The sequence below is a fragment of the Haloechinothrix halophila YIM 93223 genome (genome assembly GCF_000504245.1).
GTDB classification, from domain to species: domain Bacteria; phylum Actinomycetota; class Actinomycetes; order Mycobacteriales; family Pseudonocardiaceae; genus Haloechinothrix_A; species Haloechinothrix_A halophila.
On sequence record NZ_KI632509.1, the window covers coordinates 1,207,810 to 1,231,213 of the forward strand.

At 68.1% G+C, this 23,404-nt stretch carries 22 protein-coding genes; 18 read left to right on the top strand and 4 right to left on the bottom strand.

Annotation, left to right across the window (positions count from 1 at the left end):
* Window positions 1–38 precede the first annotated feature (38 nt).
* The 16 genes from AMYHA_RS25555 to AMYHA_RS05700 all read left to right on the top strand — a co-directional run bounded on the left by AMYHA_RS25555 (window position 39) and on the right by AMYHA_RS05700 (window position 16,298).
* A complete protein-coding gene (locus tag AMYHA_RS25555; RefSeq protein WP_051399579.1) occupies window positions 39–1,817 on the top strand; it encodes a hypothetical protein in 1,779 nt (592 codons plus the stop codon).
* Window positions 1,817–2,614: an ESX secretion-associated protein EspG gene (locus AMYHA_RS05630; RefSeq protein ID WP_034268661.1), complete on the top strand. Its 798-nt coding sequence runs from the start codon at window positions 1,817–1,819 to the stop codon at window positions 2,612–2,614. Before AMYHA_RS25555 ends, AMYHA_RS05630 begins: the two co-directional genes overlap by 1 nt.
* 20 nt (window positions 2,615–2,634) lie before the next feature.
* A complete protein-coding gene (locus AMYHA_RS05635) occupies window positions 2,635–3,447 on the top strand; it encodes an ESX secretion-associated protein EspG (RefSeq protein WP_034275983.1) in 813 nt (270 codons plus the stop codon).
* Window positions 3,448–3,670: 223 nt separating this feature from the next.
* Window positions 3,671–6,016, top strand: coding sequence for an ATP-dependent zinc metalloprotease FtsH (gene ftsH, locus AMYHA_RS05640; RefSeq protein ID WP_084036854.1), 2,346 nt, complete (start codon window positions 3,671–3,673; stop codon window positions 6,014–6,016).
* The gene (gene folE, locus AMYHA_RS05645) at window positions 5,988–6,650 is read left to right on the top strand and encodes a GTP cyclohydrolase I FolE (protein ID WP_407919903.1); all 663 of its coding nucleotides are present in this window, start codon (window positions 5,988–5,990) and stop codon (window positions 6,648–6,650) included. Before ftsH ends, folE begins: the two co-directional genes overlap by 29 nt.
* Window positions 6,651–6,703: 53 nt before the next feature.
* Window positions 6,704–7,504 (top strand): dihydropteroate synthase, encoded by an 801-nt coding sequence (folP, locus tag AMYHA_RS05650; protein WP_034275993.1) that lies wholly within the window; start codon window positions 6,704–6,706, stop codon window positions 7,502–7,504.
* The gene (folB, locus tag AMYHA_RS05655; protein ID WP_034268664.1) at window positions 7,501–7,878 is read left to right on the top strand and encodes a dihydroneopterin aldolase; all 378 of its coding nucleotides are present in this window, start codon (window positions 7,501–7,503) and stop codon (window positions 7,876–7,878) included. The genes folP and folB overlap by 4 nt, the downstream gene beginning before the upstream one ends.
* Before the next feature lie 9 nt (window positions 7,879–7,887).
* Complete coding sequence (gene folK, locus AMYHA_RS05660; RefSeq protein ID WP_034268667.1) at window positions 7,888–8,382, top strand: 2-amino-4-hydroxy-6-hydroxymethyldihydropteridine diphosphokinase; 495 nt, start codon at window positions 7,888–7,890, stop codon at window positions 8,380–8,382.
* A 54-nt stretch (window positions 8,383–8,436) separates the two neighbouring features.
* Window positions 8,437–8,898 (top strand): DUF3180 domain-containing protein, encoded by a 462-nt coding sequence (locus AMYHA_RS05665; protein WP_034268670.1) that lies wholly within the window; start codon window positions 8,437–8,439, stop codon window positions 8,896–8,898.
* Between the two features lie 55 nt (window positions 8,899–8,953).
* On the top strand, window positions 8,954–10,807 hold the full coding sequence (locus AMYHA_RS05670; RefSeq protein ID WP_034268673.1) for a DUF6779 domain-containing protein: 1,854 nt from the start codon (window positions 8,954–8,956) through the stop codon (window positions 10,805–10,807).
* A 244-nt stretch (window positions 10,808–11,051) separates the two neighbouring features.
* A complete protein-coding gene (locus tag AMYHA_RS05675) occupies window positions 11,052–11,936 on the top strand; it encodes a Rossmann-like and DUF2520 domain-containing protein (RefSeq protein WP_034275996.1) in 885 nt (294 codons plus the stop codon).
* Entirely contained in the window at window positions 11,933–12,823 is an 891-nt protein-coding gene (panC, locus tag AMYHA_RS05680) for a pantoate--beta-alanine ligase (protein WP_034275999.1), read from the top strand. The genes AMYHA_RS05675 and panC overlap by 4 nt, the downstream gene beginning before the upstream one ends.
* A 10-nt stretch (window positions 12,824–12,833) precedes the next feature.
* A complete protein-coding gene (panD, locus tag AMYHA_RS05685) occupies window positions 12,834–13,328 on the top strand; it encodes an aspartate 1-decarboxylase (protein WP_034268676.1) in 495 nt (164 codons plus the stop codon).
* A 2-nt stretch (window positions 13,329–13,330) separates the two neighbouring features.
* Window positions 13,331–14,122, top strand: a complete 792-nt coding sequence (locus tag AMYHA_RS05690) for a type III pantothenate kinase (RefSeq protein ID WP_034268679.1) — start codon at window positions 13,331–13,333, stop codon at window positions 14,120–14,122.
* Window positions 14,123–14,210: 88 nt separating this feature from the next.
* Complete coding sequence (gene lysS, locus AMYHA_RS05695; protein ID WP_034268682.1) at window positions 14,211–15,710, top strand: lysine--tRNA ligase; 1,500 nt, start codon at window positions 14,211–14,213, stop codon at window positions 15,708–15,710.
* 240 nt (window positions 15,711–15,950) lie between these two features.
* A complete protein-coding gene (locus tag AMYHA_RS05700; RefSeq protein WP_034268686.1) occupies window positions 15,951–16,298 on the top strand; it encodes a histone-like nucleoid-structuring protein Lsr2 in 348 nt (115 codons plus the stop codon).
* 165 nt (window positions 16,299–16,463) lie between these two features.
* On the opposite strand, the gene AMYHA_RS05705 is transcribed toward AMYHA_RS05700, so the two are convergent.
* Entirely contained in the window at window positions 16,464–17,339 is an 876-nt protein-coding gene (locus AMYHA_RS05705) for a (2Fe-2S)-binding protein (protein WP_034268689.1), read from the bottom strand.
* 423 nt (window positions 17,340–17,762) lie between these two features.
* Here AMYHA_RS05705 and AMYHA_RS05710 point away from each other — a divergent pair, with 423 nt between their 5' ends.
* A complete protein-coding gene (locus tag AMYHA_RS05710) occupies window positions 17,763–20,327 on the top strand; it encodes an ATP-dependent Clp protease ATP-binding subunit (RefSeq protein ID WP_034268691.1) in 2,565 nt (854 codons plus the stop codon).
* Window positions 20,328–20,489: 162 nt separating this feature from the next.
* Here AMYHA_RS05710 and AMYHA_RS05715 read toward each other — a convergent pair whose 3' ends face one another.
* Window positions 20,490–21,515 carry an endonuclease/exonuclease/phosphatase family protein gene (locus AMYHA_RS05715; protein ID WP_051400337.1) on the bottom strand — a complete coding sequence of 342 codons (1,026 nt, stop codon included), beginning with the start codon at window positions 21,513–21,515 and terminating at the stop codon, window positions 20,490–20,492.
* A 107-nt stretch (window positions 21,516–21,622) separates the two neighbouring features.
* Here AMYHA_RS05715 and AMYHA_RS05720 point away from each other — a divergent pair, with 107 nt between their 5' ends.
* Window positions 21,623–22,060, top strand: a complete 438-nt coding sequence (locus AMYHA_RS05720; protein WP_196776846.1) for a VOC family protein — start codon at window positions 21,623–21,625, stop codon at window positions 22,058–22,060.
* A gap of 67 nt (window positions 22,061–22,127) precedes the next feature.
* Here AMYHA_RS05720 and AMYHA_RS05725 read toward each other — a convergent pair whose 3' ends face one another.
* A complete protein-coding gene (locus AMYHA_RS05725) occupies window positions 22,128–22,952 on the bottom strand; it encodes an SIR2 family NAD-dependent protein deacylase (RefSeq protein ID WP_034268697.1) in 825 nt (274 codons plus the stop codon).
* On the bottom strand, window positions 22,949–23,257 hold the full coding sequence (locus AMYHA_RS05730) for an antibiotic biosynthesis monooxygenase family protein (protein WP_034268700.1): 309 nt from the start codon (window positions 23,255–23,257) through the stop codon (window positions 22,949–22,951). Before AMYHA_RS05730 ends, AMYHA_RS05725 begins: the two co-directional genes overlap by 4 nt.
* Between the last annotated feature and the right edge of the window lie 147 nt (window positions 23,258–23,404).

Here is a 23,404-nt window from a genome sequence, read left to right on the forward strand (position 1 = left end):
GCCGCGGCTTCGAGAATTTGCGATAGACAGGGGGAACGATGACTGATTCGTATGGCGGTCCGCAGCAGGAACCCACCGGTGACACCTCGCAGGCGACCACCGACGGCACCGCTGACACCGCCACTGACACCACCAGCAGCACTACGTCCGGCACCAGCGCGCCGACCGGCGGCTCCGGCCTCTCGCTCGGCAGCTCGTCGTCAACGGCCGAGTCGATCGTCGACAGCGCGCGTAGCGTGCGCAACGATTTCCTCTATGGCGACGACCGGGTGATCCTGAACCCGCCGAACTGGGCGAGCCAGTCCAGCACCCAGCTCTACAACGGCGCGGTCAACGACAATGACCCCGGTTTCGCCGATTCCATGGGGCAGACCTGGAGCCACCACGGCACCGAACTGCGCCACGTCGCCGACGCGCTGTACGAGGCCATCACCGAACTCAGCGGCGTCTGGGTCGGTGAGGCGTCCGGCGCGGCACAGGGCGCGCTGATCGGCGTCGCGAACGCCAGCGGCACCGCGGGTGACGCCGCGCGCATCATGGGCCAGCGGATGAGCCAGCAGGCCGCCGCTGCCGCCGAGGTGAAGAAGATGCCGCCGCCCAAGGAATTCGACTACAACGCCGAGATCGACAAGTTGCTCACCGGCCACCCCGCCGCGATGAGCGTCAGCGATCTCAAGGCGGAACTGGACGCCGCGCAGGCCGTGCGAGCCGAGCAGCAGCGCTACATGGACGAGTACACCAGGGCCATGAGCGAGGTCGACAGCGCGACGCCGAGCTTCGGCCCCGAGTCCATCGGCATGAAGCCCGCCAGCAGCAACGGCTACGCGAGCAGCCCCAGCGCCGCATCGGGCAGCGGGGTCAACGTCACCGGTGGTGGCGCCAGCCTTGCCGGGGCACAGGGCAGTATCGATGCCGCCACCGCCGCGGGCGCCAGGACCGGTGCCCCGGTCGCGGGTGGCGCTGCTGGCTCGTTCGCTGGTGGCAACGTCGGTCACCACGCCACCGCGGCCCCCTTGCAGGCCGGGTCGGTCGCGGCGACCGGGTCGTCCGCTGTCTCGGCGCAGCCGAACGGCCCTGGAACGGCGGGCCTTGTCGGTGGCGCCGCGCTCGGCGCGGGTGCCGGGCTCGCCGGTGCGCGAGCCCTCGCCAAGGGCGGCGGCCGGGCAGGCGGTAAGCGCGGTTCCCAGCGTGACCAGCAGCACGAGGCAGCCGAGGGCGCACCAGCCGAGGCAGCGCAGGGAGAGCAAGGAGAGCAGATCGACGCGCAGTCGGTCGATGCGCCCGGGATTGGCGCGCCACAGCACGCTGGACAGTCGCCGTCGCAGCAGGTGCCAGCGGCGAGCTGGCAACAGCCGCAGCTCGGCACAGCGGCGCAGGGCGGTGGCCAGGGTGCTGGCGTGCAGCAGGGCAGCTGGCAGCTGCCGCAGACCGGCGCACCGGCAGCACAGGGTCCGCACGCGCAACCGCTCGCGGCAGGTGCCACCACCGGTGCCGCGGACCACGCCGCGGTTGCGCCCGATGCCGGTCAGGTGACCGCGTCGACCGACAACAGCGCCGCCGCGCAGCCGACGTCCGCGCAGCCCCAGCAGCCGTGGCAGGCACAGCAGGCCGCGAACCAGGCTGGTCCGGTCGCGCCCATGCAGAGCCATCCACACGCGTCCGGTGCTGGTGCGGGCGCTGGCGCCGCGGGCGTCGACCCGAGCGACGCCGAGCACGACCAGGCGTCCTACCTGATCGAGCCGGACCCGGATGACCTGTTCGGCCCGACTGACAGAGCGACAACGGGAGTCATCGGCGCTGAGTTCGAGGACGACTGATGCGATTGGGTGGGCCGCTGACACCCATCGAGTTCGACTTTCTCTGGGAGGCGTACGGCGCCGGTGAGGTGCCGTATCCGCTGGAGTTGCGGTCCCACGGGGCGACCCATGCCGAACGCTCCGAGTTGCGCGACAAGACGATGCGGTCGCTTGTCGCGAAGGGTGTCGTCGACGAGCGGGGCGCGCTCGCGCCCCGGCTCGCCGACTATTTCGACCTGCTGGCTGGCGCGGAGGTCAGCGTTGACTCCGTGCATGTCGTCGGCGCCGAGACCAGGGCGGTGCTCGCGGTGGTCTGCGCCCTCGACGACGACGGCCTGCTCGCGGTGCAAGACGAGGATGGCCTGCACTTGAGCGAGGTGCCCGCAGGGTCGATGGCGAGCACGATCGTGTCGCTGCTGCCTCCGGCTGAGCGGGGCAGGGAACGGTCAATCACGATGCCGGTCGACACCCTCGTCACCGGCGCTGGCGCCGATTTCATGCAGCGCCGCAACGGTGCGCCCGCGACGGAGGCCGGCAGTTCGGACGCCGACCGCAAGACGCTGGCTCGGCTGCATGCTCAGCCGAGGCTGCGGGGCGGCCAGATCGCGGCGAACCTGCGCACCGGATCCGGCAGGCGCTCCCGCTCACCGGTGCTGAGCTGGTTCGACACCGAATCGGGCCGCTATCTGACCAAGGCGACGACCGGCACCGACGGCAGGGAGTGGATCACCATCTCGCCCGCCGACGCGCCAACGCTGCGGCAGCGCGTCGACGAACTGATCACCTGGGTGCGCAGGGATCAAGAGGTGGCGCGGTGACCGAGCGCGTCCTCCGTTCGATGGTGTTCGACTTCCTCTGGGAGGAGCTGCGGCTCGGCGAACACCCGTACCCGCTGCGGGTGCCCTCGCACGGTGAGACCATGGACGGGCGCATGATGCTGCGCGCCGAGATCGGCAAGCTCATGGCCGTCGACGGTGTCAAGGATCAGCGCGGTGCCGTGGATCCCGCGGTTGAGCACTGGCTGCGTGTGCTGGCGACGGCGACCCGCAGCGTGGACGCGATCCACAGCCCCGGTGCCGGGGAGGACCCGGTGCTGGCGCTCGCGGCGTCCGACGGCGAGACCGGGGTGCTCGCGGTGCAGAGCGTTGAGGGCGTCCGGCTTCGCCCGATCTACCCTGAGGCGCTGGTATCGGAGGTCATCGGGCTGCTGCCGGCCGCTGAGCGGGGGACGCACCGGGCGGTCACCCTCTCGCTCGATGAGGCGCTGCGCACCCCGCCCGCGCGGGTGAAGGTCAGCGCGAGCGGCCGGGATGACGAGCCACGCGGCTGGTTCGGACTGCGCAGGTCAGGGCGGTCGAGCAGGTCGCTCGCGGACCGCTCGGCGGGTGACCAGCGCGAGGACTACGCGCTGCTGGCGGCGCAGCAGAGGTTGCGCGGTGGTCAGCTCGCAGCGAACAGCAGGGACGAGATGGGCAGGAAGCACCGGTCATCGGTGCTGGCCTGGTTCGACACCGTCACCGGCCGGTATCTGAACATCGCGCGGTCCGGCGATGACGGCCATGAATGGGTTACCGTCGCGCCGGCGGACACGAAAACCCTGCGCACACGGCTAGCGGAGCTGCTGAGCGAGGTGAGCGCGGCAGTGAGCTGAGCTAGCCGCCTTGTCCAGCTGGTGGAGGGAACTCGGGCGGGCCCTTTCGCGTTGAGCAGTCAGTGAATGGGGCGCTACTGGTCCGGAGGTTGGACGGTACCCTGAACGGACGTGGTGTCGGTCCCATCAGCACATCACACTTGCCGGTGTGCTTCGCGGAGCGCAACGGTGACACAAAGTCGTCAGTCAATCAGGAAGGTCAAGGCCGTCTAGGCTGATTCGCATGGATCGAAAGCGCCTGCTGAGGAACCCTCTGGTGTGGATCGCCATCGCGGTGGGCGTCTACTTCCTTGTCTCAACGGTGCTCGACAGCAACCGGGAGTACACCGAGGTACCGACGTCTCAGGCGATGCAGCAGGTCGCTGCTGGCAACGTCGCGGAAGCGCAGCTCAAAGACAGGGAACAGGAGCTGCTGCTCACGCTGAAGTCGCCGATCGACGCCGAGGGCCAGTCCTCGAACAAGGTGATGACGCAGTTCCCCGCGCGCGCCGCAGAGGACATCTACGACCAGCTCAGCGACAAGTCCGGCGTCAAGTTCGACACCGAGGTCACGCAGGACTCGTTCATCGGGCAGCTGCTGATCTACATGATCCCGCTCGGGCTTTTGCTGCTGCTGCTGTTCTGGATGATGAACAACGCCCAGGGCGGCGGCAACAAGGTGCTCAACTTCGGCAAGTCCAAGGCGAAACAGCTCAACAAGGACATGCCGAAAAGCACCTTCGACGACGTGGCTGGTGCCGACGAGGCGGTCGAAGAGCTGCACGAGATCAAGGACTTCCTGCAGCACCCGGCCCGGTACCAGGCGCTCGGCGCGAAGATCCCGAAGGGTGTGCTGCTCTACGGCCCGCCCGGCACGGGTAAGACGCTGCTCGCGCGTGCGGTCGCCGGTGAGGCAGGCGTGCCGTTCTACACCATCTCTGGGTCGGACTTCGTCGAGATGTTCGTCGGTGTTGGCGCGTCGCGAGTGCGTGACCTGTTCGAGCAGGCCAAGCAGAACGCGCCGTGCATCATCTTCGTCGACGAGATCGACGCCGTCGGCCGCCAGCGTGGCGCTGGCCTCGGCGGTGGCCACGACGAGCGCGAGCAGACGCTGAACCAACTGCTCGTCGAGATGGACGGCTTCGACTCGCGCGGTGGCATCATCCTGATCGCCGCCACCAACCGGCCGGACATCCTCGACCCGGCGCTGCTGCGGCCTGGCCGGTTCGACCGGCAGATTCCGGTCGCCGCGCCCGACCTGCGGGGCCGCAAGGCGATCCTGAAGGTGCACGCCAAGAGCAAGCCGCTCGCCCCGGACGCCAACCTCGACGGGCTCGCCAAGCGCACTGTTGGCATGTCGGGCGCCGATCTAGCGAACGTGCTCAACGAGGCCGCGCTGCTTACCGCGCGGACGAACGGCACCATGATCGACGACCACGCCCTCGAGGAGTCGGTCGACCGTGTCATCGGCGGGCCCGCCCGCAAGAGCAGGATCATCTCCGAGAAGGAGAAGAAGATCACCGCCTACCACGAGGGTGGGCACGCGCTGGCCGCGTGGGCGATGCCGGACATCGAGCCGGTCTACAAGCTCACCATCCTGCCGCGCGGTCGCACCGGTGGTCACGCCCTGATCGTCCCCGAGGACGACAAGGAGCTGATGACCCGATCCGAGATGATCGGGCGGCTGGTGTTCGCGATGGGTGGCCGCACCGCGGAGGAGCTGGTCTTCCACGAGCCGACGACGGGTGCGTCGTCCGACATCGAGCAGGCCACCAAGATCGCCAAGGCGATGGTCAAGGAGTACGGCATGAGCGCCAGGCTTGGCGCCGTGAAGTACGGCCAGGAGCAGGGCGACCCGTTCCTCGGCCGCTCCGCTGGCAAGGACGCCGACTACTCGCTCGAGGTCGCGCACGAGATCGACGAGGAAGTGCGCAAGCTGATCGAGACCGCGCACACCGAAGCGTGGGAGGTGCTGTCCACCTACCGCGACGTGCTCGACGACCTCGTGTACGAGGTGCTTGAGAAGGAGACGCTGACCCGCAAGGACCTGGAGCGGATCTTCGCCAGGGTTCAGAAGCGGCCGCGGATCACGGTGTTCAACGAGTTCGGTGAGCGCAAGCCGTCGGACAAGCCACCGATCAAGACTCCGGGCGAGCTGGCGATGGAGCGCGGCGAGCCGTGGCCCCCGCCACCGCCCGCTCCGCCGGAGCCGCCGCAGGAGCCCGCCGAGCCGCAGCCTGGTCCGCGGTACGAACAGGAGCCGCAGTACCAGCCGGACCAGCCGACCGCGGAGCAACCTACCGCACCCGCCCCGGTTTCCTGGGGCGATGAGCAGCGTGGCGAGCACGCGCGCGGCTCGTCGCAGCCGGAGAACCCGTTCGCGTACCGGCCGAATGGCGGTCCGCCGCAAGGCGGGTCCAACGGCGGTCAGCGCGGCGCCCCGCAGTACGGTGGCGATAGCGGTCCGCAGGGTCGCAATGGCCCGCCGAACTACGGCGCGCCTCCCGGCTGGCGGCCCGCGACGTGGCCGGAAGGCGGCGAGCGGCACCGTGGCGACCTTGATGAGCAAGATGGCCAACACCGAAGGTAAGTACCCGCACCTGCGGGTGGATGACGACGAATTCGAAACCGTGATCGAGCCGCCAGGCGGTCCGGTTTTCGATGCCGCGCGTGCCGAGAAGGCGGTGCGGGAGTTGCTCATCGCCTGCGGGGAGGACCCCGACCGCGACGGCCTCGTCGAAACACCCGCCAGGGTGGCTCGCGCGTACCAGGAGATGTTCGCCGGGCTGCACACCAATCCGGACGCCGTGCTTGACCGGACCTTCGACGAGAGCCACGAGGAACTCGTCCTGGTAACGGACATTCCGATGTATTCCACATGTGAGCACCATTTGGTGCCATTCCACGGAGTTGCCCACGTCGGTTACATTCCGGACGAACGCGGCAGAGTCACCGGACTGTCCAAGCTGGCGCGGCTGGTCGACCTCTACGCCAAGCGGCCGCAGGTGCAGGAACGGCTCACCTCGCAGATCGCCGACGCGCTCGACCACAAGCTGGCTCCGCGCGGTGTCATCGTGGTCGTGGAAGCGGAGCACCTGTGCATGGCGATGCGCGGCATCCGCAAGCCGGGTGCGCGCACCACGACCTCCGCGGTCAGGGGCATCTTGAAGACGTCCCCGGTGACGCGGGCGGAGGCGCTCGATCTGATCAAGGCAAGGCGGTGACGTCGGTGGCTGAGCTGCACCCGGCACTGCCCAAGCCCGGACGCTGCGCCGTGATGGGCGTGCTCAACGTCACCCCGGATTCGTTCTCCGACGGCGGGCGCTACCTCGACATGGCGGATGCCCTCGCGCACGCGCGTGAGATGCACGAGCGCGGGGCCGACCTGATCGACGTCGGCGGCGAATCCACCCGGCCAGGTGCCGAGCGAGTCGAAGCTGACGTCGAAGCGCAGCGCGTGGTCCCGGTGATCAAGGCACTCGCCGCGGAGGGCATCGCGCTGTCGGTCGACACCACACGGGCCGCCGTCGCCGAGGCCGCGCTGGACGCGGGCGCTTCGGTGATCAACGACGTCTCCGGCGGGCTGGCCGACCCCGGCATGGCCAGGGTCGCCGCCCAGGCGGGTGCGCCGTGGGTGCTGATGCACTGGCGCGGTCACAGCAAGCGGATGGACGCGTTGGCCAGCTACGACGATGTCGTCGCCGATGTCCGCGATGAGCTACTGGAGCGAGTGGACGAGGCCATGGCCGCCGGGGTCGCGGAGAACGCCATCGTGCTCGACCCGGGTATCGGGTTCGCCAAGCAGACCGAGCACAACTGGGCACTGCTGAATCGACTGGACGCGCTGATCGCGCTCGGCTTTCCCGTGCTCGTTGGTGCCTCGCGTAAGCGGTTCATCGGCGCACTGCTCGCCGACGCTGACGGCACCCCGCGTGAGCCAGCTGGCAGGGAGGACGCCACGGCGGCGATCTCCGCGCTGTCCGCTGCCCACGGGGCGTGGGGCGTGCGGGTGCACGACGTCGGGCCGTCATTGGACGCGGTCAGCGTCGCCGCGGCATGGCAACGGGGCGGCGTGTGACCGATCGGATCGCGCTGACCGGCCTGCGGGCATTCGGCAGGCACGGTGTGTTCGCGCACGAGCGCCGCGACGGGCAGGAGTTCTTCGTCGACGTCGTGCTGCACGTGGATCTCACGGCAGCGAGCAAGTCCGACGCGCTGGCCGACACCGTCGACTACGGTGCCGTCGCCGACGTCGCGGCCAGGATCGTCGGTGGCGACCCGTACGATCTGATCGAGTCGGTCGCCGGTCGGATCGCCGACGAGGTGCTTGGCGACGCGCGGCTGGCGGGCAAGGTGGAGTCGGTCGAGGTCACCGTGCACAAGCCGAGTGCGCCGATCCAGCACGAGTTCGCTGACGTCGCGGTGACCATCACCCGCGGCCGCGCGGGCTGAGGAACGCCGATGTCGCGCGCTGTGCTTTCGCTCGGGTCCAACCTCGGTGACCGCATCGGCTACCTGCGGCTCGCCGTCGACGGGCTGGGCGACGCCGTGGTCGCGGTGTCCCCCGTGTATGAGACGGCACCGTGGGGCGTCACCGACCAGCCGCACTTCCTCAACGCGGTGTGCGTCGTCGACGACCCTGCCCGCGACGAGTGGGACTGGCTGCGTGCGGGGCAGGCACTGGAACGCGAGGCCGAGCGGGTTCGGGAGCAGCGCTGGGGGCCGCGCACCCTCGACGTCGACGTCGTCACCGTTGATGACGTCCGCTCCGACGACCCAGATCTGCTGTTGCCGCACCCTGGTACACCGAGCAGGGCAAGCGTGCTGGTGCCGTGGTGCGACATCGAACTGGATGCCGTGCTGCCCGGCCACGGCAGCGTCGCTGATCTCCGCGCCGCTCTCCCCGCTGACGAACTGGTCGGCGTCCGCCGCCGCGACGACCTCCGCCTCCCCTAAGCCGGTTCGTATGCCGGATCCCTGAGCTGCCCGCCAATCTCCTACGCTGGCCAGGTGCACTTCACGCGCGCGAGAGACCTGCTGCTGTCTGGCATCGTCGCCCTTGGTGTCGGTCTCGCACTGTTCGACCTGGCGTACGGGTCGATGCAGAGCATCCCGCGCCTCGCAGGGGGATTACTGCTGATCCTGGCGCTGGGCGAGCTGATCGGCGGCTTCGTGATCAGGGACCGGATCAACACGGGACGGCTGACCGAGGCGATCGTCATCTCGCGCGTGGTGATCCTCGCCAAGGCGTCCTCACAACTCGGCGCGATCATGCTCGGTGTCTGGCTTGGCGCGCTGCTGTATCTGTTCCCACGCAGTGCGAGCCTCGCGGCAGCACGCGACGACATCCCGAGCGCGATCATCGGGGCCGTGTGTGCCGCCGCGCTCGTCGCCGGAGCGGTGTGGCTGGAGCATTGTTGCCGCACTCCGCAGAGCAGCGATCGCGACGATCAGGAAACTCCGCGTAACTAGACAATCCGTACCAGCAAGGTCTCGACTCGATAACTTGCAAGGTACGCTCTACGCCATGACTGGCGCGCGAGCGATTGCGGACAGCCGTGACGGGAGCAGACCCTGGCTGATCGCAGGCGCCGTGTGCGCACTTGCCGCGACGAGCGTGCTGATGCTCACCGACGAGGCTCGCTGGCTACGCTTGGGCATCATCGCGGCGCTGTGGGCGGCGCTGCTCGGGGCGTTCCTCGCGACCAAACACCGGAAATCCGCGGAGCATGCGTGGGACTCGGTCGCCGATGCGCAGCACATCTATGAGCTGGAATTGGAGCGGGAGATTACGGCACGCAGGGAGTACGAACTCGAACTCGAGGCGTCCACCCGTCGCCAGGTCGAGCACGAAACCCAGTCCGAGATCCAGGACCTGCGCACTGAAGTCATGGCCCTGCGGGATAGCCTGCAACAGCTCCTGGAAGGGGATGTGGTCTACGAGCGGGTCGCGCTGACCGAGCAGTCGACACGGAGGCGATCAATGCGGGAGGAACAGAACGGCGTCGCGTCCGGGGAGGACGGCTCAGGGCCGCGCCTCGTTTCCGGCTCGACGACGGCGCTTGAGGAAGTCGCCGACCAGCGCACCCAGGTGATCTCGCGGGTCGTCACGTCAAGCGCGCCGAGGGACCGCCGCGCGCGACCGCCGGTCGTCGACGAACCTCAGTACGAGCCGTACCCGCAGGAACCGCGGCATGCCACGGCGTACGACGCGTTTCCACCAGAGTCCGAAGAACCGGAGTTCTACGAACCCGCACCGGCCGCCGAGCCTGCGCAGGAGCGCTACTACCGCGCCGAGCTGCCTACGGGCAGTCGACCGGGCGACGAGCTTTCTCTGCCGGACCACCAGTCCGCGTCGGAATTCTCGCTCGCTGACTACACCAACGGGTCTAGTAACGGAGCAGCCGGAGGAGGCGCGCGTAAGTACGAGTTTCCTGCCTTCTCGTTCTTCGAGGAGGACGCGCAGGAGTCGTTCGATGCCTTCGGCGATAACGGTTACGGTGCGAGTGCCAACGGCAGCGGCCCCGGCCACGCCTTCAACGGCAATCGGGCCGGTGACGGGGCCTTCGCGGCCAACGGCCACGGTGGCGGTGGCAGGCACCAGCAGTCACCACCGCAGCCACCGAAACGCGGGCACGACGACGGCTCCGACACCGGTGACCTGTCCGCGCTGATCGCCGCCAACCGCGCGAACTATGGCGCTGACCAGCCCCGCAATCGGGCCAGCTATGCCGCGAACCAGCCCGGCAGCCACGCCGCCGACCATGGCGGCCGGTGGGCACAACCAGCACAGCCAGCACAGCCTTACCGGCCACAGCCACAGCAGCAACCGCCACCGCCGCCACCTCCTCGACCGGCTCAGCAGGAGCACTCCTGGTTCACGCCAGCCTCGTCGGTGGCGTCGCAGGAGAATGGTCACGCGCGCGGTGCGCACCGTGAACCCGAGCCCGCCGCCAACAGCTCGCTGCCGCCGGGTGCCCTGGAAATCCAGCGGCAGGGCAGACCGGGTGGCAGGCGGCGGAAGCCGGAACCAGACGAGGCGGACACCGCCATGGCCGCGGCGGACCCATCGGAGCCGGTCGTGCCGGAGACGCCGACCGTGCGGGCCGTGCCATCCGGGCAGGACGACTATTCATTCCCCGGCGTCGGCAGGTATGGCAACTACCAGCCGGACTCCGCGCCGTTTCCGCAGCATGCCCCTGCGGGCCAGCCATCGGCGCCACATGCCATGCCGTCCTCGACGTCGCGATCGGAGCCAGGGCCCCGCGCGCCGATGCCGGAGGAAGCCGGCGGCTCGCACGCGAGCGGCCGGTCCGTGCACGACCTGCTCGCCGCGCATGGCAGGAGTGCTCCGGCCCGCCGTCACCGGTATAAGGACTGACGCCTCGCGCCGGGCGCCGCGGCTGCCACTCGCTGCGGACCACGCGTCGCGCACGGGCTGTCACCAGCGGCGATCGCCCGACAGTCACGCATGCGTCCTACGCAGTGAAAATCACCTGATCGGCGCGTGGTGCTCGTCACCTCAGCCCGGCACGACCCCGGTTCGGTGAGCTACGCTCGCGCCGTCGTCCGGTACCCGCCGATTCGGAGCGGGACTGGAACGAGTGAAGGAGCATGCGATGACGATGCGTCGGCCGAGGCTTGCCGTCGGAGTGGTGTCAGCGGGCCGTGTCGGCAGCGTTCTCGGCGCCGCTCTCGCCCGCGCGGGCCACTCCGTGGTCGCGGCAGCGGGCATCTCGGCTGACTCCGTCCGCCGCGCGGAGGAACTACTGCCCGGCGTGCCGCTTTTGCCGCCGGATGAAGTCGTGCGCAGGGCTGACCTCGTCATCCTCGCCCTGCCGGACGACGCGCTCGCTGGCACCGTCAAGGGGCTTGTCGCCACCGACTCGCTGTCGGCGGGCAAGATCCTCGTGCACACCTCTGGCGCCCACGGCGTCGACGTGTTGCGCCCCGCCGCAGAGCGCGACGTGTTGTGCCTCGCGTTGCACCCCGCCATGACGTTCACCGGCCGTGCCGAGGACCTGGAACGGCTCAGTACGGCGTGCGTCGGCGTCACCGCCCCTGACGACGAGCAGCAGGCTGCCAGCGTCGGCTCCGCGCTCGCGGTCGAGATGGGCGCCGAGCCGATCGTGATCCCTGAGGCGGCGCGCCCGCTGTATCACGCCGCGCTCACCCACGGCGCCAACCACCTGATGACGCTGGTGGCGGACTGCCTCGAGCTGCTGCGCGGCGCCGATATCGACAACGCGGACCGGCTGATGGCCCCGCTGCTGTCCGCCGCGCTGGACAACGCGCTCCGCAGGGGCGACAGGGCGCTGACTGGCCCGGTCGCGCGCGGCGACGCAGGCACGGTCGATACCCACCTTCGGGTGCTCGGCGAGCACGCACCGGAGGTCTTGCCCTCATACGCCACGCTCGCGCGCCGCACCGCGACCAGGGCGGCGCGCTCCGGACTGCTTCGCGCCGACGCCGTGGCCGACATCGACGCAGCACTGGATGGGTGGCGATGAAACCGAACCTGCCGAAGTTCACCAAGGGCCAGCTCAACGTTTACGAGCGCCCCGATGACGTCCACCGGACGACGTCCGCGCTGCGCGCCGTCGGCAGGACCGTCGTGCTCGTCCCGACCATGGGCGCGCTGCACGAGGGGCACCTTGACCTGATCCGCCGCGCCAAGCGGGTGCCAGGCAACGTCACCGTCGCGGTGTCGATCTTCGTGAACCCGCTGCAATTCGGGCCAGGCGAGGACCTCGACGCCTACCCACGCAGCCTTGAGGCCGACCTCAAGGCGCTGGAGCAAGAGGGCGTCGAGCTGGCGTTCACGCCGCGGGCTGACGACCTCTACGGCGAGGACGCCCCCGTCACGGTGCATCCCGGCCCGCTGGGCGACATCTTGGAAGGCGCGCACCGGCCTGGCCACTTCGGCGGCGTGCTGACCGTGGTCGCGAAGCTGTTCAACATCGTGCGGCCGTCCTACGCGGTGTTCGGCGAGAAGGACTACCAGCAGCTCGTGCTCATCAAGAAGATGGTGCGGGAGCTGAACATGGACGTCCACGTGATCGGCGCACCGACCGTGCGGGAGCGCGACGGCCTCGCGCTGTCGTCACGCAACAGCTATCTCTCGCCGGAACACCGGGAGCAGGCGGTGACGCTGTCCGCCGCGCTCACCGCTGGCGCACACGCGGGCCCTGGCGGCGCCGATGCCGTGCTCGACGCTGCGCGGACGACGCTGGCGGCGACGCCCGAAATCGACGTCGACTACCTGGAACTGCGGAGCACGGAACTGGGGGAGCCGCCAGCGGAGGGGGCGGCACGGCTGCTCGTCGCCGCGCGCGTCGGCGGCACACGGCTGATCGACAACGTAGGGCTCGTACTCGGCACCCCGGCAGGGACGTGAGGAGAAACCGATGTTGCGCACGATGCTCAAGTCCAAGATCCACCGGGCGACCGTGACCCAGGCGGACCTGCATTACGTCGGCTCGGTGACGGTCGATGAGGACCTGATGGCGGCGGCCGACCTGCTACCTGGCGAGCAGGTCGCCATCGTCGACATCACCAATGGCGCGAGGCTGGAGACCTACGTCATCCCCGGCGAGGCAGGCAGCGGCGTGCTCGGCATCAACGGGGCGGCCGCGCACCTGGTGCACCCCGGTGACCTGGTCATCCTCATCTCCTACGGGCAGATGGACGATGCGGAGGCCCGTAGTTACGAGCCGAGGGTCATCTTCGTCGACGCCGAGAACAAGACCGCGGACCTCGGCGTGGACCCGAGCCAGGCACCCGCCGACTCCGGTCTGGTCAGCGGCCCCGTCCCGATCACGCGGGAGTCAGAGCCGGCGCCAGCGACGCAGGAGACCGTTGACGCCGTCAAGCTCGACGCGCTGCTGCACGCGGAGCACTGACGGTGCTGCTCACCGTCGCCGCGCGCGACACAGCGATCGTTTTCGGCCTCTACACCGGCAGGGGCGAGTCCGCGAAGCTGCTGCGCGATTGGCGGATGCGTACCGATCCCCACCTCACGGCCGACGAACTCGCGCTGACCATGCGCGGGATGCTTGGCGAGCACGCCGATGAGATCACCGGTGCCGCCGTGCTCTCCACCGTGCCGCAACTGCGGCGTGAGCTGCGCACCATGCTGCACGAGTACTACCGGGACGTGCCGAAGGTGATCATCGAGCCAGGAGTGCGCACCGGGGTGCCGCTTGTGGTCGACAACCCCAAGGACGTCGGCGGCGACCGGTTGGTCAACGCCCTCGCCGCGCACCGTATTCAGCCGGATCGGCCGTGCATCGTCGTCGATTTCGGCACCGCGACCGTCGTCGACGCGGTCTCCGCGAAGGGCGAGTTTCTCGGCGGGGCGTTCGCGCCGGGCATCGAGATCTCGCTGGAGGCGCTCGCCACGCGAGCGGCGTCGCTGCGCACCGTCGAGTTGGTGCGGCCCCGTTCCGTCATCGGCAAGACGACCGTGGAGTGCCTGCAGGCGGGTGTGCTCTATGGCTTCGCGGGCCAGGTGGACGGCCTTGTCTCGCGAGTGGCCGATGAGCTCTCGCCGGACGACCCGAGCGCTATCGATGTCATCGCGACCGGCGGGCTCGCGCCGATGATCCGCGCGGAGTCCCGCACGATCAGCTACTACCGGCCCGATCTCACCCTGCTTGGCCTGCGTTACGCCTACGAACGCAACGTCGTCGAGTAGTGACCCGCTGAACACGTCATGTGACGTGGTTCAGTCGCGTCGAAACCGGTTCGCACGTCGCCGAACGGCTTTCGTACGCTATGTGACCATGACCGAATCTCAGCGCCCCGCGGCAGACCCGGACGTCCCTGAGCAGATGCGGGTGCGCAGGGAGAAGCGCGACCGGCTGCTCGCGGAGGGCATCGACCCGTATCCCGTCGAGGTGCCGCGCACGCACACGCTCGCCGAGGTGCGGGCGGCGCACCCCGACCTGCCCGCAGACACCGCGACCGGCGACGTCGTCGGCGTGACCGGCAGGGTCATGTTCATGCGCAATACCGGCAAGCTGTGCTTCGCGACGCTGCGCGACGGCGAGACCGAACTGCAGGCGATGATCAGCCTCAACGGTGTCGGCGATGAGGCGCTCGCCGCGTGGAAGTCCGACGTCGATCTGGGCGACCACGTCTTTGTGCACGGCGAGGTCATCACGTCGAAGCGCGGCGAACTGTCCGTGATGGCCGATTCCTGGCAGATCGCGGCCAAGGCGCTGCGCCCGCTGCCGGTGATGCACAAGGACCTCGCTGAGGAAACCCGCATCCGGCAGCGCTATGTCGACCTGATCGTGCGCCCGAAGGCGAATGAAGTGGTGCGCACTCGCGCCGGGGTGATGCGGGCATTGCGCGACTCGTTCCACCAGCGCGGCTATATCGAAGTCGAGACGCCGATGCTGCAAACTTTGCACGGTGGAGCCGCCGCACGCCCGTTCGTTACGGAATCCAACGCATTCGACATGCAACTTTTCTTGCGCATCGCGCCGGAGCTTTATCTCAAGCGGTGTGTGGTCGGCGGCTTGGAGAAGGTCTTCGAGATCAATCGAAACTTCCGGAACGAGGGCAGTGACTCGTCCCATTCGCCGGAGTTCGCGATGCTGGAGTTTTACGAAGCGTATGCGACGTATGACTCCATGGCGACGTTGACGCGGGAACTCGTGCAAGAGGCGGCCAAGGCGGTCTTCGGTTCCCATACCGTCACTCTTTCTGATGGATCTGATTACGATCTGTCAGGCGAGTGGACAACGCTGACAATGTACGGCTCGCTGTCTGAGGCGCTTGGCGAGGAGGTAACTCCAGAAACGTCGGCGGATAAGCTGCACGGTTACGCCAAGGAGCACGAACTTGACGTGGACCCGAAGCTCACTCACGGCAAACTCGTGGAGGAACTCTGGGAGCATCTCGTCGGCGACCACTTGTACGCCCCGACATTCGTCCGTGACTTCCCCGTCGAGACCTCACCATTGACCAGGCAGCACCGGAGTAACCCGGATGTTGCCGAGAAGTGGGATCTCTACGTGCGGGGTTTCGAACTGGCTACTGGATATTCGGAGTTGGTGGATCCGGTCGTCGAGCGAGAGCGGTTGACCGCACAGGCCAAGCTCGCCGCGGCGGGCGATAGCGAAGCCATGCAGCTCGACGAGGATTTCCTGCGTGCGTTGGAGTACGGCATGCCGCCCTCCGGCGGTGTCGGTATGGGTATCGATCGGCTGCTGATGGCGCTGACCGGCCTCGGAATCAGGGACACGATCCTGTTCCCGCTGGTCCGTCCCGAATAGCGAGAACCACTCCTCCGCTGCTTCCTCCCGGTTCTTCATGTTCGATCGGTGTTAGCTAGGGCCAATAGCTGCGAGTACGCGTCGAGTTTGGGTCGAGATATGGAATGATGGGCCCAGCGTGCAATCCGAAAGTTTGCGTTCTCAGTATTTTCCGAGTATTAATGAGCTAACATCGACTTGAGTTAACTGCCTGGCCGAACTAGCGATCATTCGAACAGGCGCCAACCCGGGAGGAAACCAATGGCACAGAAGGTCCTCGTATCCCTTGTGGATGATTTGGACGGCTCAGAAGCCGATGAGACCGTCGAGTTCGGTCTTGACGGTGTGAGCTACCAGATTGACCTCTCGTCCGCGAATGCGGAGGAGTTGCGGGACGCGCTGGCGCAGTATGTTGAGCACGCTCGTCGTTCGGGCGGCAGGAAGCGTAACCAGAAGGCGGCCGCGTCGAGTGGCGGCGGCAAGTCCGCATCGGTCGACCGGGAGCAGAACCAGGCTATTCGGGCATGGGCGCGGAAGAACGGTTACGACGTTTCCGACCGTGGCCGTATCCCGTCGGAAGTCGTCGACGCGTACCACAAGCAGAACTGAGCGGAGCACCCGCTGCAAGGGGCCGCCTGGCTATTCCGGGCGGCCCCGTTCGTGTGTCATCAGATAGTCACCGCGTGAGTGCTGCGCGCCATTCAGAATCATTTTCGTGCCGACGGTCTGGCCCATTCGGGCGAAGCGGTGTGGTTTTCGTGGTTCGCTTGTCGCTCAGTGCTGTCGCTGCGTGAGTGGTGGCGACCGGCGGGGGCATGTCTCGCACGCGCCCTTGCCGTTGTCGAGCAGGTAATGGAAGCAGCAGCTTTCCTTGCGGCGGGTCCAGCACGGCCGGCCGTCGTTGAGCGTGGTGTGCAACGTCGATGCCGACGTGAACGGTTCGATGCGGTCCGGAAGCACCAGGGCGGCGTCGGCGATCCCGGCGCCTTCATCGCCGCCCTGTTTGCCCGCCTTCCACAACGCCACGTCGATGGCGTCGGTCGCCGCACCCCAGAGCGCGTGCTTGCCGAAGCGCACCGGCGGCCGGTAGGCGGCCACGAAACGGCTGGCGTGCGCGGTGTAGCGGGCGCGGAGCAGTGCCGCGAGGGCGTTCTCCGACTCGATGACGGTCGCCTCGGGCGCGTCGGCGGCCGGGTCGTCCGGCAGGCAGGCGAACTCTTCACTGAGCAGCGCGACGCCGCCCGGTTTGGGTTTGCCGTCGCCGGGGATGTGCAGCAGGAGGTCCGCCGGGCGCAGGCTGGGTACCCGGCGCTCGTAGTGGAACAGCAGCGCGCCGAGCGTGGCAGGCACCTGCAGGTACCAGGACTTGATCGAGCCTGCCGCCGTGCGATCGGGGGCCTCGTCGTACTCGGCGCGCAGCCAGGCGCGCTGCTCGTCGTGCCAGCGGTCGAAGACGTCTGACTCGGTGAGGAGGTCCTCGCAGAAGTGCCAGCCCCTGACCTCGCCGGTCAGTTCGGCGGCTGGCGGCGCACCGAACCGGAGCGCCATGAGGTCCTGCTTGCCGTTGACCCTGGCGATCGAGTCGAGCAGGCTGTGACCGGGAGGGCAGGCGGTGAGCGGTGCGGTGAACGCCGAACGCCGAACCGCCATGCGCACCTCCCGGATTAGGTCTCGTTAGGGATGCCTTACTTTACCTCGCGTGAGCGTCTCCCGCCCACATGGAGTACGTCACCCGGACAACTGGGTGGTGTGATGGCGTCGTCGCATCACTGAGCGGTGTGACGACGTCCCGCACGGCGTCCTACCCTCGCCATGTTCGCGCTGAGCGGACACTCGGTTCGCGTGGAATCATCCGCGGCCGCGTAGACGTTGTGTAGACAGAATCAAAGGCCATGTCGGACGAGCTCCGCAGTGCGACGCACATGGGGCCCACTAGGTGAAATACGCCTGAGTGGTTACCCGGCCGACATGGTGTGGCTACTACAGTGGGCTTACGGTGGGATTCCGTATCGCGCACCTGGCGCGATGCCTGGTCCAGTCCAGGTACCGCCGAGCAGCAGTCAGGGAGTGGAGATGTTCGAGAGGTTCACCGACCGCGCGAGGCGGGTGGTCGTTCTTGCCCAAGAAGAGGCGAGGATGCTCAACCACAACTACATCGGCACCGAGCACATCCTGCTCGGGCTGATTCACGAGGGCGAGGGCGTCGCGGCGAAGGCGCTCGAGTCGCTTGGTATCGCGCTGGAGGGTGTGCGCCAGCAGGTCGAGGAGATCATCGGCCAGGGGCAGCAGGCGCCGAGCGGGCACATCCCGTTCACCCCGCGCGCCAAGAAGGTGCTTGAGCTGTCGCTGCGTGAGGCGCTGCAGCTCGGCCACAACTACATCGGCACCGAGCACATCCTGCTCGGCCTCATCCGCGAGGGTGAAGGCGTCGCGGCGCAGGTGCTGGTCAAGCTCGGCGCCGACCTGAACCGGGTACGTCAGCAGGTGCTGCAGCTGCTGTCCGGCTACCAGGGCAAGGAGCCGCAGGAGGCTGGCAGCGGTGGCCGCGAGGGCACGCCGTCGTCGTCGCTGGTGCTTGACCAGTTCGGCCGCAACCTCACCGCATCGGCACGCGAAGGCAAGCTCGACCCGGTGATAGGCCGGGAGAAGGAAATCGAGCGGGTCATGCAGGTGCTGTCCCGCCGTACCAAGAACAACCCGGTGCTCATCGGTGAGCCCGGTGTCGGTAAGACCGCTGTCGTCGAGGGGCTGGCGCAGTCCATCGTCAAGGGCGAGGTGCCGGAGACACTCAAGGACAAGCAGCTCTACACGCTCGACCTGGGCTCGCTGGTCGCGGGCTCGCGCTACCGCGGTGACTTCGAAGAGCGCCTCAAGAAGGTGCTCAAGGAGATCAAGACCCGGGGCGACATCATCCTGTTCATCGACGAGCTGCACACGCTGGTCGGTGCCGGTGCCGCCGAGGGCGCGATAGACGCCGCGTCGATCCTGAAGCCGATGCTGGCTCGCGGTGAGCTGCAGACCATCGGTGCGACCACGCTCGAGGAGTACCGCAAGCACGTCGAGAAGGACGCCGCGCTCGAGCGCCGGTTCCAGCCGATCCAGGTCGGTGAGCCGTCGCTGGAGCACACGATCGAGATCCTCAAGGGGCTGCGTGACCGGTACGAGGCGCACCACCGGGTCTCGATCACCGACTCGGCGCTGGTCGCCGCGTCGACGTTGGCGGATCGCTACATCAACGACCGGTACCTGCCGGACAAGGCGATCGACCTCATCGACGAGGCCGGTGCGCGGATGCGTATCCGCAGGATGACCGCGCCGCCGGACCTGCGTGAGTTCGACGAGAAGATCGCCGACGTTCGCAGGGACAAGGAATCCGCGATCGACGCGCAGGACTTCGAGCGAGCCGCGCGACTGCGTGATGAGGAGAAGACCCTGCTCGGCCAGAAGTCGGAGCGGGAGAAGCAGTGGAAGGACGGCGACCTCGATGTCGTCGCCGAGGTCGATGACGAGCAGATCGCGGAGGTGCTGGCCAACTGGACCGGTATCCCGGTGTTCAAGCTCACCGAGGAGGAGACGACCCGTCTGCTCCGCATGGAGGACGAGCTCCACAAGCGGATCATCGGCCAGGAGGACGCCGTCAGGGCGGTCTCGCAGGCGATCCGGCGTACCCGCGCTGGGCTGAAGGACCCGAAGCGTCCGTCCGGTTCGTTCATCTTCGCCGGTCCGTCCGGTGTCGGGAAGACCGAGCTGTCCAAGGCGCTGGCGAACTTCCTGTTCGGTGACGACGACGCGCTCATCCAGATCGACATGGGTGAGTTCCACGACCGCTACACCGCGTCGCGGCTGTTCGGTGCTCCTCCCGGCTACGTCGGCTACGAGGAAGGCGGCCAGCTCACCGAGAAGGTGCGGCGCAAGCCGTTCTCGGTGGTGCTGTTCGACGAGATCGAGAAGGCCCACCAGGAGATCTACAACACGCTGCTGCAGGTCCTCGAGGACGGCCGTCTCACCGACGGTCAGGGTCGCACGGTCGACTTCAAGAACACCGTGCTGATCTTCACCTCGAACCTCGGTACGCAGGACATCTCCAAGTCGGTGACCCTCGGCTTCGCTTCCACCAGCGACGAAGGCTCGCGCTACGAGAAGATGAAGCAGAAGGTCAACGAGGAAATGAAGAAGCATTTCCGGCCGGAGTTCCTCAACCGTATCGACGACATCATCGTGTTCCACCAGCTCACGCAGGACCAGATCGTCGAGATGGTGGATCTGATGACCAACCGCGTCGAGGAGCAGTTGAAGAACAAGGACATGGCCCTCGAGCTGACCTCGAAGGCGAAGAAGCTGCTCGCCAAGCGCGGCTTCGACCCGGTGCTGGGTGCCCGGCCGCTGCGCCGCACCATCCAGCGCGAGGTCGAGGATCAGCTCTCGGAGAAGATCCTGTTCGGCGAGGTCGAGACCGGGCAGATCGTCATCGTCGACGTCGAGAACTGGGACGAGGAGTCCGGCCGGGACGACGAGGCTCGCTTCGTCTTCCGGGGCGAGGGCAAGCCGGTCGACGTACCGGACGCCCCGCCGGTCGACATCGCCGCCACCGGCGGCGAGGGCTCGGGCTCCGGGTCCGGCGAGGCTGAGTCGGAGTAAAGCCGGAGCGGAACCGGCCATGGTGCCGGTTTCCGCGACAACAGCACAACGCAACGCACGGAGTGCGGCTCTCCAACCCCGAGGGAGCCGCACTCCGTGCGTCGTGTCCCCCGTTCCCGACGTCGTGTGCCTCGTTCTGGACGTCGTGTGCCTTTCTCTGGACTAGCCCGGCAGCGTGAGCGTGGCGAGCACGGCCCGGTGGTCGCTGCCGTCGACGCCGATCACCTCGAAGTCGCGCACGGCCGCGCGCTGATCGACCAACACGTGGTCGAGGGTGACTGGTGGAGCGGTGCGCCGCTGTGGCCACGTCGTCCGTAGCGCGTCGCCGGTCTGCTCGGCGGCGTCGACATAACCAGAGTCGAGCACACGGCGCAGTTCGGCGTGATCGAGCGTGGCGTTGAAGTCGCCCGCCAGGATGCGCGCGGGGCCGTCGCCGGGGGGCGCGGGCAGGCCGCGTAATTCCTGCCGCCAGTCATCCACCTTGCTCACCGGGGGTATCGGATGAACGCCGACTACGTCGACGTCCGTTTCGTCGAGCCGCACCCGCACGCTCGGCTGCGCCAGCAGCGACGGCCCGGCCAGCGACAGTTCCCGCACCGGATGCCGTGACGCGATGCCCGAACCGACCGCGGCCGCGGCGGGTTCGAACGCCCGGTGCGGCATCACATCGGAAAGGCCGGCCTTGTCTAGCGCCGATGCCGCCGCGGCGTCGAGCTCCAGCAGGACAAGGACGTCGACGTCGCGTTCGCGGACGAGTTCTACTACCTCGGTGGTATCAGCGGCACCGTAGAAGAGGTTGAGTGCGAGCACCCGGACGGTTGGACCTGATGCCGTGGGCTGCGGGTCGGCGAGCACGCGCGGCACGAGGGGCGCGGCAAGGGCGATGCTCAGCGCGACGGCCACGGCCGCCGTCCGCCAGCGACGGGCGAGCAGCGCGATAGCGGCGAGTAGCCCGCCCGCGAGTGCGACGTACGGGTTCAGTGCGATGGCCGCTGCGGTGTGCCGATTGCCGTCGGTGTCCAACAGGCCGGAGACACCCAGCCGCAGCACGGCGTATGCCGCGAGCCCGATGACGGCTGCTGCGAGCGCTGCGGTGACCCACCGGTTGCGGCGGCGGGTGTGCGGGCTCGGCGCGGGTGGCTCGGTGGACTCGGCTGCCGGTGTGGGCTGGTCCCCGGTAACGGTCACGCCGTCCACTCTGCCTGGTGTCTCGTAGGAAGACCGTCAAGGCACATGCGACGACGTCGCCGCACCTGGCAGGTGGGCGGACACCTGGAACGGGTGGCCATTCGCCTATGGGCCAGCACTTGCGACTGCTAGGTTCGGCCGACGTGTTTCCGTCGCTTTGGGGCCTACCAACCATGACAAGTACCGGCACCGCCATCCAACCCGTCCTCTGCAGCAACGATGTGCCGCGCCTGCGGGCCTTCTACTCGGATCTTTTCGGCGCCGAGCAGACGTTTCGCATGCCGGACGAAGGTGACGCGTTCTTCATAGGGCTCCGGGTCGGTTCTTCCGACTTGGGAATCGTCGCCGACGAGCAGGGCGCTGCCGCGCAGCCCGGACGGATCATCGTGACGGTCTTCGTGGACAACGTCGATGACCTGTTGCCCAAGGTGGAAGCGGCTGGCGGGACGTTGATCGGCCCGGCTAACGACATGCCGTGGGGGCATCGGGTAGCGCATGTCGCTGACCCCGATGGCAACCCTGTCAACATCACCCAGGTGCTCTGACCGCACCATACGGCGTCCTGAGCGGGGAACACGCCGTCCGGAACGCGGGACACGACGTATCGGGGCCTCACAGTCTGGCATCGATCGCCCGCAGCGCCTCCAACGCGCCAATACCCAGCGAGACGCCCTTGCCGCCGGGGATATCCGGCTCGCGTGGGTTGATCCGCACCAGCGCGCCGGTGTCGATGCTCGCGGACTCCGCGTGCATCCGGACGGTCGGAATCGCCAGGCCAGCGCCAAGTTCGACTACCACGAGGTCGTGATGCCGCGCTTGCCATTTCCGTAGCGCGTCGAGCTGTTCCTGGCTGCGGTCCGGCACCCAGTTGGCGTCGCCAAACATCAGGATGTTCGGCCGCGCGGCGGCGCCGCACCGTTCACACCGGGGCAGCGGCGAGCACGCCCGCATGGTCGCCTCGTCGACGTCGACTACGACGTCATCGGCGGGCCACACCGCACCCGAGCAGCCGATGCCGCACTGGAGATGGTGGATCGAGCCGTGCACCTCGGCGACGGTGTCGAAGCCCGCGCGCTGGAAGTGACCGTCGACGTTGGACGTGAACACCGCGGCACCGCCGTCGAGGCCGTCACCCCACTGGCGCAGCAGGTCGAACCCCTCGTGCGGGACGGTGCGCCGGTACAGCGACAGCCGGTGACCGTAGAAACCCCACGCCAGCTCGGGGTTGGTGGCGAAATGCTCCGGATCGGCCAACTCCGTGAAACGGTAGCCGAGCCGTGCGTACGGCGGATACGCCCGCCAAAACCCCTCGTTGCCCCGGAAGTCGGGCAACCCGGAGTCGACGCCCATGCCAGCCCCCGCGCACACCAGCAGTGCCCCGGCATTGGCGACCAGTTCAGCCGCGCGGGTGTAGTCGGAGTCGTCCGAGTCCGTCACGCCGAGGGATCGGAACGCAGCACGACTTCGAATTCCAGCAGGCTCGCACCGGTCGCCACCGGATTGCGCGCCTCACCCGCATGGGCTTCCTTGGCGGGCCCCTGCGCCCAGTTTTGGAAGTCCTCCTCGGTCTCCCACTTGGTGTAGACGAAGTACCGATTGTCACCTTTGATCGGTCGTAGCAGTTCGAACCCGAGGAAGCCGGGCGCGGAGTCGACACTGCCCGCCCGGGCGGCGAAGCGCTTCTCCAGCTCCTCACCCGCGCCGTCGGGGACCTCGATCGCGTTGATCTTCACAACAGCCATGGCCCCAGCGTACTGTTCGGCAGTCCCCATCGCCCGAGTGCGGGACACGGCGTCCGGAGCGGGGAACACACCGTCGGGAATGCAGGACACGGCGTCGGGAGTGCAGGACACGGCGTCGGGAGTGCGAGACACGACGTCGGGAGTGCA

What these genes read in the sequence shown, in the direction of transcription:
- ftsH (WP_084036854.1), top strand. Translation starts at nt 3,671, where the DNA reads ATGGATCGAAAGCGCCTGCTGAGGAACCCTCTGGTGTGGATCGCCATC.
- panD (WP_034268676.1), top strand. Translation starts at nt 12,834, where the DNA reads ATGTTGCGCACGATGCTCAAGTCCAAGATCCACCGGGCGACCGTGACC.
- AMYHA_RS05635 (WP_034275983.1), top strand. Translation starts at nt 2,635, where the DNA reads ATGGTGTTCGACTTCCTCTGGGAGGAGCTGCGGCTCGGCGAACACCCG.
- AMYHA_RS25555 (WP_051399579.1), top strand. Translation starts at nt 39, where the DNA reads ATGACTGATTCGTATGGCGGTCCGCAGCAGGAACCCACCGGTGACACC.
- folE (WP_407919903.1), top strand. Translation starts at nt 5,988, where the DNA reads ATGAGCAAGATGGCCAACACCGAAGGTAAGTACCCGCACCTGCGGGTG.
- AMYHA_RS05700 (WP_034268686.1), top strand. Translation starts at nt 15,951, where the DNA reads ATGGCACAGAAGGTCCTCGTATCCCTTGTGGATGATTTGGACGGCTCA.
- folP (WP_034275993.1), top strand. Translation starts at nt 6,704, where the DNA reads ATGGGCGTGCTCAACGTCACCCCGGATTCGTTCTCCGACGGCGGGCGC.
- AMYHA_RS05705 (WP_034268689.1), bottom strand. Translation starts at nt 17,339, where the DNA reads ATGGCGGTTCGGCGTTCGGCGTTCACCGCACCGCTCACCGCCTGCCCT.
- AMYHA_RS05670 (WP_034268673.1), top strand. Translation starts at nt 8,954, where the DNA reads ATGACTGGCGCGCGAGCGATTGCGGACAGCCGTGACGGGAGCAGACCC.
- lysS (WP_034268682.1), top strand. Translation starts at nt 14,211, where the DNA reads ATGACCGAATCTCAGCGCCCCGCGGCAGACCCGGACGTCCCTGAGCAG.
- panC (WP_034275999.1), top strand. Translation starts at nt 11,933, where the DNA reads ATGAAACCGAACCTGCCGAAGTTCACCAAGGGCCAGCTCAACGTTTAC.
- AMYHA_RS05720 (WP_196776846.1), top strand. Translation starts at nt 21,623, where the DNA reads ATGGGCCAGCACTTGCGACTGCTAGGTTCGGCCGACGTGTTTCCGTCG.
- AMYHA_RS05710 (WP_034268691.1), top strand. Translation starts at nt 17,763, where the DNA reads ATGTTCGAGAGGTTCACCGACCGCGCGAGGCGGGTGGTCGTTCTTGCC.
- AMYHA_RS05730 (WP_034268700.1), bottom strand. Translation starts at nt 23,257, where the DNA reads ATGGCTGTTGTGAAGATCAACGCGATCGAGGTCCCCGACGGCGCGGGT.
- AMYHA_RS05675 (WP_034275996.1), top strand. Translation starts at nt 11,052, where the DNA reads ATGCGTCGGCCGAGGCTTGCCGTCGGAGTGGTGTCAGCGGGCCGTGTC.
- folK (WP_034268667.1), top strand. Translation starts at nt 7,888, where the DNA reads ATGTCGCGCGCTGTGCTTTCGCTCGGGTCCAACCTCGGTGACCGCATC.
- AMYHA_RS05630 (WP_034268661.1), top strand. Translation starts at nt 1,817, where the DNA reads ATGCGATTGGGTGGGCCGCTGACACCCATCGAGTTCGACTTTCTCTGG.